Annotated in this window: 11 protein-coding genes; 4 read left to right on the plus strand and 7 right to left on the minus strand. The window is 40.3% G+C overall.

Annotated elements, in window-relative coordinates; translation table 11 throughout:
- Positions 1-420: 420 nt before the first annotated feature.
- Positions 421-1,341, minus strand: a complete 921-nt coding sequence (locus tag V6C71_03630) for an AraC family transcriptional regulator (GenBank protein ID HEY9767582.1) — start codon at positions 1,339-1,341, stop codon at positions 421-423.
- A gap of 176 nt (positions 1,342-1,517) precedes the next feature.
- Between V6C71_03630 and V6C71_03635 the strand changes: the two genes are divergently transcribed.
- On the plus strand, positions 1,518-2,288 hold the full coding sequence (locus V6C71_03635; protein ID HEY9767583.1) for an SDR family oxidoreductase: 771 nt from the start codon (positions 1,518-1,520) through the stop codon (positions 2,286-2,288).
- A 54-nt stretch (positions 2,289-2,342) separates the two neighbouring features.
- Positions 2,343-3,476, plus strand: a complete 1,134-nt coding sequence (locus V6C71_03640; GenBank protein HEY9767584.1) for an alpha/beta hydrolase — start codon at positions 2,343-2,345, stop codon at positions 3,474-3,476.
- Between the two features lie 410 nt (positions 3,477-3,886).
- On the opposite strand, the gene V6C71_03645 is transcribed toward V6C71_03640, so the two are convergent.
- The 4 genes from V6C71_03645 to V6C71_03660 form a co-directional block, all read right to left on the minus strand.
- Complete coding sequence (locus tag V6C71_03645) at positions 3,887-4,282, minus strand: universal stress protein (protein ID HEY9767585.1); 396 nt, start codon at positions 4,280-4,282, stop codon at positions 3,887-3,889.
- Between the two features lie 127 nt (positions 4,283-4,409).
- A complete protein-coding gene (locus V6C71_03650) occupies positions 4,410-7,037 on the minus strand; it encodes a PD-(D/E)XK nuclease family protein (protein HEY9767586.1) in 2,628 nt (875 codons plus the stop codon).
- 252 nt (positions 7,038-7,289) lie between these two features.
- On the minus strand, positions 7,290-8,099 hold the full coding sequence (locus tag V6C71_03655) for a CPBP family intramembrane glutamic endopeptidase (GenBank protein HEY9767587.1): 810 nt from the start codon (positions 8,097-8,099) through the stop codon (positions 7,290-7,292).
- Between the two features lie 83 nt (positions 8,100-8,182).
- The gene (locus V6C71_03660) at positions 8,183-8,569 is read right to left on the minus strand and encodes an AbrB family transcriptional regulator (protein HEY9767588.1); all 387 of its coding nucleotides are present in this window, start codon (positions 8,567-8,569) and stop codon (positions 8,183-8,185) included.
- A 581-nt stretch (positions 8,570-9,150) separates the two neighbouring features.
- Between V6C71_03660 and cobU the strand changes: the two genes are divergently transcribed.
- Together cobU and V6C71_03670 are read left to right on the plus strand one after the other, a co-directional pair.
- Complete coding sequence (cobU, locus tag V6C71_03665; protein HEY9767589.1) at positions 9,151-9,708, plus strand: bifunctional adenosylcobinamide kinase/adenosylcobinamide-phosphate guanylyltransferase; 558 nt, start codon at positions 9,151-9,153, stop codon at positions 9,706-9,708.
- Positions 9,709-10,004: 296 nt separating this feature from the next.
- A complete protein-coding gene (locus tag V6C71_03670) occupies positions 10,005-10,421 on the plus strand; it encodes a hypothetical protein (protein HEY9767590.1) in 417 nt (138 codons plus the stop codon).
- 867 nt (positions 10,422-11,288) lie between these two features.
- Here V6C71_03670 and V6C71_03675 read toward each other — a convergent pair.
- Positions 11,289-12,266 (minus strand): hypothetical protein, encoded by a 978-nt coding sequence (locus V6C71_03675; GenBank protein HEY9767591.1) that lies wholly within the window; start codon positions 12,264-12,266, stop codon positions 11,289-11,291.
- Positions 12,267-12,332: 66 nt separating this feature from the next.
- The coding region (locus tag V6C71_03680) for a hypothetical protein (protein ID HEY9767592.1) at positions 12,333-13,191 on the minus strand (859 nt) is incomplete at its 5' end.

Raw genomic sequence — 13,191 nt, forward strand, 5'->3', positions numbered from 1 at the left:
TCCGTAATAGACTGCTTCAAAAAGGTTAAAGCGCACCGCCCCGTCGGAGGAAACCTCCGACATAGGGACGGAGCAAGCAGGAAAAAAGAATTAATCGCTACAAAGGCTCAAGCGATCATTGCTCATCACCAGGTATTTAACACCTGAGTTAAACCGCCACAAACAACCTCTCGAACTCTACGAAAAAACTTGAAATGGTCGGTGTGCCAGCGGATTGTTAGCCCGTGTCTTCGTGTTCAACGAATCACTTTGCCCCGCCGCTACACCCGATGATCGCAACGAAGCTAATCAAACCCGAGACTCAAAACGGAGCAAACAAAATGCGAGACTATTGGTAAAACGCGCTCAACGAAGTAAACGAAGCAAAAAGCGAGCAACTTTGTATTAGTCCTTTGCACCAATAAACCTGTCCAATTCTTATTACCCTAAATTGCTGCGTAGCCTAGCGATGTCACGATGCGGGGGAATACCGAATAGTTTTTTATATTCCCGGCTGAAATAAGACGGGTCATCGTAGCCTACGCGGAAGCTGGCGCTCGCCACGTCCATGTTTTCGCCGAGCATCAGACGGCGTGCTTCCTGAAGCCGTATTTGTTTCTGGAACTGCAAAGGACTCATCGCTGTGACGGACTTAAAATGTTGGTGAAAGCCTGATACGCTCATGCCGATTTCGCGGGCTGTATCTTCAATTTCCATTGGTTGATCGATGTTCTCGCGTATTTGCTTGACCACTCTGGAGATGCGCTGCGCGTCACCTTCGGTAGTGATAAGCTGGCTGAGCCGCGCGCTCTGTTTTCCTTTTAAAAGCCGGTAGATGATCTCGCGGATGATGAGCGGCGCTAGAAACTTCGTTTCGTCCGGCGTGTCAAATAGTTTCACCAATTTGACGACCGCATCGAGCAAATCGGCATCAACTGGGCTGACATCCATCGCCTTGACTCTGGCATCGCTTTTTTTATCGATGCTGGATTCAATCATCACCGCAGCCACAAGTGCCGGATCGAGATCTATCCGAAGATTCAAGTAAGGTTTTTCCTCAGAGGCTTCGACGACATTACTCTTAATCGGCAAATCGAGCGTCGAGATCAAGTAATGACCAGAATTATAGTGAAATAATTCATCGTTCAGAAAAACATCTTTACTGCCTTGGGCGATAACACAGAAGGCAGGCTTAAAGACGGAAGGCACGCACTCGGTCGGTTTCAACGATTGATATATGAAAATACCCGGAAACACTTCCAAGAGAGTATTTTCGGGAGCGAGACGAATCATTCTTTCGATCAGCTCTTCCCGATTGATCTGCATCTTTCGCTGTTCAAATTCTGCTTCTTTTTGGTTCATAAATTTATATTAAATGTTTTGTTTCTGTTCAACAGGTTGCACGGCAATTTTTTGGAGAATTGTCCGATTTTTTTCGATGAACGTCCTCACGCTATCGGTTTTCACGCCCGTATATTGAACTTATAAGCAAATAAACCGGAAGGAAAACAGTCATTAAACTAGAGGATCTAAAGATTATGGAAACGAAAGAAAATAAATTATTTAAAGACAAGGTTGCCTTTATCACTGGTGGTGGAACAGGTATCGGCTTGGCTACCGCTCTGGCATTTGCAAAAGAAGGTGCCAGCGTGTGCGTTGCTGGTTTGTTCGAGAAAGATATTCAAGAAGCTGTAAATCTTATCAAACAGGAAGGTAAAGAAGCGATCTCCGTCAAGTGCGATGTTCAGCAGGCGGAAGATGTCAAAGCCGCCCTCGACCAAACCATCAAAACGTATGGCAGGCTGGATTACGCTTTCAACAATGCTGGTGTAGAACAGCCGCAAATTGCATTGGCTGATATTAGCGAGGAAGAATTTGATCGCCAGATGAATATCAACCTAAAAGGTGTTTTTCTTGGCATGAAGTATCAAATTCCCCTGATTCTCAAAAGCGGCAGCGGTGCTATCGTCAACACATCTTCTGGCGCAGGAGTCAAAGGATTTAAAAAACAGGCAGCTTATACAGCAGTGAAGCATGGAGTTATTGGTCTGACCCGCTCGGCAGCCTTAGATTATGCAACAGACAATATCAGAATAAATGTCGTGGCTCCGGGCATGATTGATACGCCGATGATGGATCGATTCACGGGTGGAACGGAACAAGGGCGCAAAGGAGCTATTTCTCAGGAACCTATTGGCAGAATGGGAACACCGGAAGAAATTGCCAATGCTGTCATCTGGCTATGCTCGGATGCTTCATCCTTTGTCACAGGTCACGCGCTAGTAGCTGACGGCGGACAAACGGTATAAGAAAAGCGTTTTTACTAGCAGAGCTTTCTAAAACTTTTAGCAGCATCGCCGCCAATGTTTGCATTTAGAAAACCAGCAATAAATACAGAGCAAGAAGTAAGTGAAATGAAAATAAAACACGTATTAATTCTAGCAATGATGACTCTGACGCTTGGCGGACAGGCTTACACACAAACAGAACAAAAAGAACAATCAAAACAAACGGCAGAAATGGAACAAGTAACACCAAAGGAATATACAACTTTTGAGGTAAGCGACAACGTTGCGATGTATAAGGTTACTTTTAAAAACCAATACAAAATGAATGTTGCGGGACATCTATTTATTCCCAAGAATTTAGATCGAAGTAAAAAACATTCAGCGATCGTTGTCGGGCACCCTATGGGGGCTGTAAAAGAACAAAGTGCCAACGTGTATGCTGCAAATATGGCTGAACGAGGGTTTGTAACTTTATCTCTTGACTTGTCTTTCTGGGGTGAAAGTGAGGGTGAACCACGCAACGCTGTTGCACCTGATATTTATTCTGAAGATTTCAGTGCGGCAATTGACTTTCTTGGCACTCGTCCCTTTGTTGAGAGAAACCGAATTGGAATCATTGGAGTTTGTGGTAGTGGAAGCTTTGTTATCAGTGCCGCTAAGATTGACCCGCGGATGAAAGCTATCGCAACTGTCAGCATGTACGATATGGGAGCAGCCAACCGAAATGCACTTAACCATTCACTGACCCTTGAGCAGAGAAAGAAAATCCACCAGGAGGCTGCGGAGCAACGTTATGTAGAGTTTACCGATGGTGAAACCAAATACACAAGCGGGACTGTACATAAGTTAGATGAAAACACAGATCCCATCCAGCGTGAGTTTTATGATTTCTACCGCACTCCGCGAGGTGAATACACGCCTAAAGGAGGGTCGCCAGAACTCACAACGCACCCGACGCTAAGCAGTAACGTTAAGTTTATGAATTTTTATCCGTTTAATGACATAGAAACGATTTCCCCTCGTCCTATGCTTTTCATCACGGGTGATAAGGCTCACTCAAGAGAGTTTAGTGAGGATGCCTACAAACGTGCAGCCGAACCCAAAGAATTGTCTATTGTTCCAAATGCAGGTCACGTAGATTTATATGACAAAGTGGAGTTAATTCCATTTGATAAGTTGGAAGCATTTTTTACTGAACATTTAAAGTAACGTGATGTTCGGGATAAGAACCGAAGAATTATTGAAAAAACCGTCATTCTATCTCAAATTACGGTCTCTTTACAAGTAATTTCGACAATAATTGAAACAAACAAATCTTTGTCACGATGATTAAATCCGTATTTGCACTCGAAAGAGTGCAAATAAAAGTTCTGTTAAAGATTGACTCTCGATTTTTAAGAAGCGGGCTAAGCATTCATTATCAGGATTTTGGAGATTCCGAATAATATTAAGTACTGATGAATAAGTATCCTGTGAAACTTGTAAAGGAGTGGATGAAGTCACATAATGACTAATTTAATCTGCTGAAGATGCGATCGCCTTTGCGGAGTCTCTATTAACTAAAGCTGCCAAGTATCGAGCTGCGCAGGCAAAATAATCTAGTTACTTTTTCTCTTGTATTAAGTAATTACTAATACAGGACAAGAGGCGAGATTGATGACGCGGTTGGTTGCGCTATCGGCAGCAGCTTCTTCATCAATTAAACCTAAACCTCGACAGCCCATAATAATTAGCTCGGCATTAATTTCATCGGCAACATCACAGATCGTAAAAGCGGGTACTCCTGTTCTTTCTATAGTCTCAGCCGAAATTCCTTGATTAGCAAAAAATGACTTAGCTTCCTGTAGTAGTTTAGCCACCTGTTCTTCTGAACTCATTACTCCTTGCTCGTCGGTTTCAACTACCGATAGAATAGTCAGCTTACTCTGATGGGTTTTGACCATATCCGCCGTCAGCTGAATTGCTTGACGAGCTTCTCTAGTTAATTCGATAGGAAATAAAATAGACTTAAACATTTTGTAATCTTAAAGAAATAGATTTAATCTTAATTAATACCGTTGCAATGAAACATTGTGTCAGAAAAGAAGGTGTCGAGCGGGAAAATTTACCAATTTTAATTTATTTTAGCTTTTAGCTTTCAGCCTAACAAATTCTTGACTTTCGGCTTAAGCGATCGCCCTGACGACAAACCAAATCGTAATCACAGTAATTACAGGCTTTACGATCTATATCAGGGGCAACAGGATAGTATCCTTGTTCTAGATGAGATTTAACCTTTTCGGCAAAAGCAGCTAATTCGGCAGGATCTTTTTTCGGACGGCTAATAGTTTTTTGCTTGGTAATAGAATAATAGGCTGCCTCGTTGATCGCTTCCTGCGGATATTTTTTGGCGATCGCATCCTGATAGATCGCTAGTTGAATATCAAGATTGGCTTTGCCTGTGGCATCTTTCACCCCTGGGGGAGTCGCTCCGCTAGTCTTATAGTCGATTACACTTAAACCAGCGGGGGTGCGATCGATGCGATCTACCTGTCCCCGTACCTGTAAGCCATACCATTGCATCCTAAACCTAGTTTCTCTGGCAATGACTTCTCTGTCTGGAGGGAAGAATTCAGCAGTAGTCAAGTTAAGACGAAGTAAGTTTAAATGTTCTTGACGTTGAGCATCCCACCCTGGTAGATTAGTTAGCTTTAGTTCTTGTTCGGCAGTAGCAAAGGCTTGGGCTAGTTGTTCTTGGTTAAACTTGGCTAAGTCGTTGGCGGTTTTGATTTCTGCCAAAGATAATTCTAAACAACGGTGGTAGAGATTCCCGCGAACAGCAGCACTGAGATTGGATTCGGCTTCAATTAATTCTTTGAGCCTGAGTAAGCGCGCACTAAACCATTTGAAAGGACATTGACCAAGCTGAGTTAGCTGAGACGCACTAAAAATCTTACTTTGAGGATCGATGCTAATGCCAATGATGCCATCATACTGATCGGGAGCGATCGCACTTTCCCGATGAACTTCTACCTGCCACGCTTTAGTTATTTGTGGTATCAACAGGGATGAACTAGTTTCAGATTGAAGTAGATGAGGCTGACGCAGATATAATTGACGCGCACGCTCAATACTCGCTATGGGTAAATTAGCAACGATAGGTTGTAAACCTAAACGGGATAGATAAGGACTTGGTATGACAGGGTTGCGATCGATTAATTCGGGATAAGAGAAAGTAATCCTGTTTGTGGGAATGTTTAATAGACAGTAAAAATCGAAAGTTTCCTTTTGAGCCAGATCGACAGCGGTTTGAATATTTAAGCCTTGTTGCGCTAGCTGTTTGCGGTTATGAAAATCTAAAATTGAGTCATCGGCGATCGCGGCTGGCAAAATTCCCGCCACAGTTCCTAGAACAAAGACATAGGGATAGTTAGTGCCACGTAAAGATGTCGGACAGTATAGCTCAATTCCTCCTCTGCCTGGTTGAACAGGAATAGTTAATAGCGCTAATATTTCATTTATTTCATTGATAAATGCCTGTTTACTAAGTTGTTGTGCTTCAGGCTTAATTAACTCTCTCAATCCTTCTTGTAATCGGTAGTATGCCATTATTTCTCGCGCCCAAGATTTGGCTTTCTCTAAAACATCCCAGGTAGACAAAATATCTAGCAAACGATTAATCCAAACCTCCCGACGATAATTCCCTGAAACATTAAGCAGGCTTAAATCTACTCCTAGCTTCTGCCAAGCTGTTAAACCTTGAGGATGGGTTTGTCTGGCTGATGACCAAATTTCGGCAGACATATATTTTGCCAAAGGATGAGAAAGTAACTTAGCCGTAGTTTCAAAAGGAAAGTTATCGGCGATCGCCTCTAGCAGCAGTTTGAGCCACGCACCGAGACGAGTTTGGGCTAAAGAAATTTCATAAGATACCTGCACGGGCAAATTATATTCCCAAGCAACATCAATTAAAATTTCACCATATAGCTTTTCTTCTCTGGTTACTAAAACAATATCCTGGGCAGGAACTCCTTGAGCCTGTAAAATTTTTACCTGAGTTAAAATTCCCCGTACTTCCTCTTCTAAACTAGGAAAAACCTGCAAATTTACTCCTGCTGGCAATGGTAATGTCTGTTTAAAACACTGTTGTAGCTGATGATTAATACTTACTGTATCCTCTGGCTGACTTGAAGTTAATTCCCAACCCTGAGACTGCAACCATTTAAAAGCCTGTTGATTTTGAGGATATAAATTATCTAGAGGTAAGACTAAAATACTATCTTGTGCTGCGATCGCATTAATTACCGCTAATTCATCTTTACCTGGAGTGAAATAACCATAGAATATATAAGCTTTTTGGTAAACAATCTGCTGCGCACCCTGCCAATATAATTCCGCAGCATCAATGCGTTTAACCTGTCTCAACTGGTTGCGATGGGCAGTAGCTAAATTACCCAACTGTTGAATTCTCGGATCTAGACTTGTCTGTAATTTAGTTAGATCGATGCCACTGCGTAATAAATCTTTAATCGTCGCTAAAAAAGCTCTGGCTGTCCCTTCAATATCTTTAGTATCAACTATTTCCCGCACCGCATTTTGTAATAAACGCCGACTCAACAAAGTAGAAGCAATCCCTATCCCCCGACGACGGACAATATTTTGACTCAAGTTCTCTAAGCTACAGTGAGGAACTTTTAAGTAAGATGCGATCGCTTTGCTTGGTGTAATGATCGTCAGCTCAAGCTTAGAAGATACTGTTGGACTCAATTCGGGTAAGATATATCTGCCCATGTTTTGAAGTTGGAAGTAGCAAGTAAGGAGTATTATGAGTCAGTGATTTTTAAATTAAATCATTGAAGTTATTTCAGTTATACCCTTACACTTTCAATTAAAATGAATTTTCAAGCTTCAAGCACAATCAAAAATCTAGAAGTAGTTGACAAGCAAATAAATCATCTGCTATTAGGTGCGTTCATCTGTGGATATTTATAATCCCTCAAATTAAAACGACGCAACACTAGTATACATCTGAGGATTTCCAACTCACAAAAACAGCCAACTATCGGCTGCCAGCCAAATAGCTAACCCAGTGATAGCCAAGCAAAATATGCCAGCAATCCCTGCTAACGGTTGCTGGTTTATTCCTGTAAGCCAATGACTTTGATAGTCATAGGTTACTAATTCTGCCGAGTCAATACAGGTTAAACCCCAAATCCATCCTGCATGAAGCCCTAAAGCCAAATATATGCTGCCATCTGCCAGCACTCTAGCACCTACCAACACCATACCCATCAGCCATAAACCTGGAATCTGAGGTAAAGTCTGCTTTCTTTCCCAAATTAAATGCACAAGAGCAAAAATTGTACTAGATATTGTGGCAGCTATCCAATATGAGTGGTCGATCAATAAAGTGCTAAACACATAACCACGAAATACTATTTCTTCAACTAAGCTAATCAGTAAACTCAAACCTAATATGGGAAAAAATAAAGGAATCAGTCGAGCAATATTTTGCTGATGCCAGCTAATAAAATTAAAGGCAGTTTCTAAACCAAAGACAATAATTAAACCGACAAGACTAAGGGTTAATCCTAACAATATGTACCCAGTGGTCTTGGATAATGGGCTTAAACCAAGAGCGACAAAAGACCAGGATTCTGCTTTCATTTTCCATCCTATTACAATAGGAATAAGAATATAAAGAGATGCTAACAAAACTAGCTTTTGCCGAGGTGTCATGATTTTACTTGGTTGCCAGTCGATAAATCGAGATACCAACAAGGCAATCGGCAACCAGATAGCAGCCCATACTCCGAAAAAGGTAAATACTTTAAACCATGATGCGTTTAACATCTTGAGTAATTTAGGTAGCAGTAAATTGTCTTGGCTGAAAAAAGCAAGTTGAAATCAAAAAATTTGTTTATTAACAATTAATTTTATGATGCGCCATTTTCTTCACCATCAATTTGTTTGAGGTGAATGTGCTTATAGCCCAGCTTTATTTCAAATTTGTCGCCTTCTTTTAAACCCATAGCTTGAGTATAAGTAGAACCGATAACAATTTGACCGTTTTTATGAACGCTTACTCGATAAGTAGGTTCTCGTCCACGACCGTCTTTTGCTCCTTCTGGATCTAAAGGAACTCCCTTAGCAGCAAGCACTGCATCGTAAAAATCAGTTAGGTTTACGCGCGTTTGCTTATCTTTGGTGGCTGTATAATAGCCACATTTTTTTGCAGTTTCGCGTCTTGGTAAATGAGACAGCTCTTTTACTTTTTGAAGTAATGCTTTTCCTGTTAATGGGGCTGTAGCAGTTTCGCTCATAGTTAATTCAAATTTCTATTCACTCGTTATATGCCAAATTAAACATATTATTATTTGGTCTTAATTGACATTATAAAAAATATACCGTTTATTCACACTGTTGTCACAATTTTTTTTGATAATTAGTTTTTTTTTAATAATATTCTAGATTTTAGTTTAAATTAGTTAGTCTGAGGCCACAAATCGGTAATTTTGTTGGAAAATACTTGGTTGCTTAATTTGTCTTTAAATCTATGTTGCAATTTATAGTAAATAAGAATTTTGCTAAAATAACTGATAAGAAATCTTGACTTTTACCATTCAAAAATGTTAGTGAAGAACTACTAGAGCTAGAATTATTTTTAGTAATTTTGCCAGGCTAGTAAATATCAGAAGTTATTCGGTGATTTGATCTCGGTTCTTTTCTTAGTTATTTATGGATGATTAATTTTAGAAATGAAAAATTAATCAAGGCAATATTCATATAGATCAGCTAGATCAATCATAGCCAAATTGCAATTTGATAGAAGATAAATTCATCAACTGATTTGTTCAGTTTGTCTAGTAAGCCAGCTATATTTATATATTTAGCTAAGTTTTAGATGTCCAACACCCAAAAAATTATTTTAATTACAGGACCTTCGAGTTCGGGCAAAAGTGAATTTGCCGAGACTCTGGCAGCAAAGACTCATAAATCGGTTATTTACATCGCCACAGCGAAGACGGACGATCGCGATCGCGAATGGCAAGCCAGAATAATTAGACACCAGCAAAGACGACCATCACATTGGCGCACTGTAACAGCAGCCGAAGATCTGTCATTATATATCGAACAGGCTGTGGCGACCGAATGTTTATTAATTGATTCTTTAGGCACGTGGGTAGCAAATTTTCTGGAGTCGGAGCGAATTGAGTGGCAACAAATTAGCGATCGCTTTTTAGCAAGCTTGCAAAATACCAAAGCCAAAACTATTTTAGTCGCAGAAGAGACAGGATGGGGTGTTGTACCTGCCTATCCTCTGGGACGATTGTTTCGCGATCGTCTGGGACATTTATCTCGACAAGCTGGCAATATTGCCGACACAACTTATCTTGTAGCTAGTGGTCACGTACTTAATCTGAGTTTGTTGGGTGAACCTTTAAGCAAATATGAAATCTAGCTAACAAATTACGCTCTCAATCGATACTAGCGCTTATGATCGTAAATAGAAGTATAGATTAGGCAACCATGCAGCTTGTATCAAATTCTAGCGGTCGGTAAAATTTAAACAATGAACTTATTTATAGCAAGTGAACTATAGATTAAGACGTTAGTTATAAAACGAGCTATTAGCTATTAGCTATTAGCCATTAGCCATTAGCTTTTGAGTGACGTGTCTTAACCTTTGCTTCGAGTGCTATAACTACAGATTTTTTTATCAGTATTTAATTAAGTAGAAAGTAGAGGCTACAGAATATGGCATCAGAAACACAAGTCAAAACCTATGTCGCTTACTGGTTTCAGTTAGGGAAAAAGCTAGTCTGGAATAATGGTAAAGCAGAACTACTGCCAGAAAAAGTTATTCAAGGCGATCGCTTTACATCCCAGTTTGAAGACTGCTGGCAGAAAGTCATGAGCGTCGAGGGTCGAGACTGTTACCTAGTAGGCGGCGAAGCTACTATTCAAGAATTGCTCTCTTCTGCCTGGACTATCGATCAATGTGCCAGATGTGCTATGCCTGTACCTATAGTTGAAGTAGGGACTCAACCTTTAGATTGTGCCTGTAGTGATCTAGACAACTGGCCTAACACTGAGCTACCAGCACCTCGCTCTCCTGTTAGTAGTCAAGCACAGCTAAACAATATTAGTCAGCGCCTCAAAACCAAGAAATAAAGCCCAATTTTGTTTAAAGCGGTGAATGCTTTACTCTATTAGCTTTTGATGGTTTTTTCTTCCTTTGTCGTCTAAAATTTGCTCGTCGTGGCTTTAGCTTTTCTTCTGCGGGTGAAGTGAAAATTAGGATAAAAACCGATCGCCAATGCCGATGCAGTACAAAATTCTTGACTTGTCAATCGAGTAAAGATACTTAGTCAATAAGAGAAAAAATTGCTTGCTTGAGTTAGATTAATTTTAATATTTTTCTAATCGCTCAAAGCTTTAACCTATCTAACTTCTGCCGATTACTAATAACTATAGTTGCACAAATTTGCCAAACAACAACCAACTTACGTTTGATAAATTGTTTAGTTATTCAACAATTTATCATGCTCTCAAATCAGTAACAAACTCATTAGCCATTGTCATTAATAATTTTAATCTTTTGTTACCTTAATATTTTTTATTACACACCAATAGGTCGATAAATTATCGCTCAAAATAGATGAATTTATCGAATTTTATTGCTTAAAGTGATCGCGTTTAACAGCGCAATTAATAACACTATTTAGCTAAATCTGTGTAATTCTACGGAAGTAATTTCACTATGAGACATAATTCCGTAGAATTACGGTTTAAAAATCTGACTCACGGATCTTAATGTAAATAAATCTTATGACATTAAGACTTAATATGAGCTATTTAATTAAGCAGCTACCAAATCAAAGATGGGGAATTTACACAGAAAATAAGCTATTAGCCACTGTTGGTTGTCATGATACCTGCCTAAAGATCTTGGAATTACTGAAAACCAGAACGACGGGAAGTAATAGACACCCTCCCTCCTTCAACTTTAATAGTCAAACAAGCTGCTTGACGCTCCCATCATAGAATAGAGGGATTCTTGGACTCACCATTGCCCGTTTTAGGTTTATTTTTAAGATGACGACGAAGGCGACCGCCAGCAAAAACTCCGCCTACAATTAATAAGCCTAAAGTGGGAGAAAATTCAAAGGGGACTTGTTCCACCGCAAAACTATCCAACATTAAAGCTGAAGAGCGATCGTAACTATCCACGTCTGCCACACCAAAGGCGGCTCTATAAGTATAATTTCCTGGTGTGGTCAAATTATTAACAGTTTCAGTGAATGTCTGGTAAGATTCAGCATTGTTGAAATTATTACTCCCTTGTGGAAGATTAATCACACCATCACTATCGAACAAAACATTAACATCTTCAGGAGAGTCGTTAACGTTATGAATACTAAAAAAAGCAAAATCTTGATTGCCAAGATCGTCACTCTTACCATCATTGGTTAAATAAGCTGCATCAAAGCTAATAGCGAACCCATTAGTATTATTATTGTCTATATCTGCTTGCGAAATACTAACAGTAAAATCTTGATACATCCCAGAACCTTCTTTAGAAGTACGAGGAGCAGCCAGTCCATCACTTCTGCCGATACTCAGGGCATCTGTTTCTAAACCTAAAGAAGTTTGCAGATCATCTCCCGTATTATTCGTAGGAATAGTATCCGCATCAACGGGATTAGTTCCTGATTGATTGAAACTGAAGTTACTATCATCATTGCGATCGCCAGTATTAGTAGTATACGAGTTAGTAATAACTGCTTGGTTAGAACCACTAATTGGATTGATGCTATCAATTCCCGTATTTGTCGTGACATCGCCAGTGGTTGTCCAACCATCAGGAGAGGCACCCGTCGTATTTTCAAAACCTCCATTATCAAAAGTTACGCTAAAAGCAGCAGCAGAATCAATCAAAACCAGATTGCTGAGCGTCATTAAGCCTAGAACCGTAACAACTGTTGAAATAGATTGAGAGAAACGAGATAAAGTCATAGTAATAAATAAAATGTTACAAATTGTGTGACACAAATATGGTGAGATTGGTCTCACCTAAGAAAACTAAAAAACAAAATCACTAGCATCGATATCACTAACGCTGATGCCATCTACATTATTTTTTAGTAAGACTACATTTTTGTTTTCCAGGCTGTCAGCAGGATCGACATCAACTTGGATCATGACACTATTACCAAAGGCGACAGCTTCGATATAGCCATCGTCAAAGGCATTAGCAGAGAAAGTAATTGCGCTTAATTCACCGTTGATAATGTCGCTGAAGACTAATTTGTCTCCATTAGTGGCATCAAAGTCAGTAATAATATCAATACCATCGCTGGTTTGGGTATAAAAGAAGCGATCGCTACCAGCACCACCAGTAAGAGTATCTTGTCCTTCATAGCCAACAATCAAATCAGTGCCAGGAGTAGATTGACCTGTCAAATCATTTGAACCTGAAGTTCCATCTATGCGATTGGAAACTTGAATTGTACTGATAGCTGTATTGCTGGCATTGTCTCCATCGTTAACTACCACTTCCAAAATGCGATCGCTAGTATCAGGATTACTGGAGGTGTTGTTAAAGGTAATTGCTCTAATCGCCGTCTGGTAATCAGCTAGAGTGGCAGAACCCGAGAGAGTTATGACTCCTGTTGCTGAGTCGTAGGCAGTAGCGGTAATACCTGTAGGTAAAGTCCCTGCTGCTAATAAATCGCTGGCTTGGGCATTGGTTAAGGTAATAGTTGCCGAGGCGATGTTGGTGCTGTCAACATCGGTAACGCTGATGTTGCTATTGGCAACGGATACGGCACTACCTTTTTCGGTGAAGGTGGCACTGTAGTTGTTGCCTGCGGTACTGCCATCGAGGTCTAAGACTGGGGGGTCGTTGACTGGGGTAACGTTGATGGTGGTTGTCGCCGTG

The organism is Coleofasciculaceae cyanobacterium (assembly GCA_036703275.1).
In the GTDB taxonomy this organism is placed as follows: domain Bacteria; phylum Cyanobacteriota; class Cyanobacteriia; order Cyanobacteriales; family Xenococcaceae; genus Waterburya.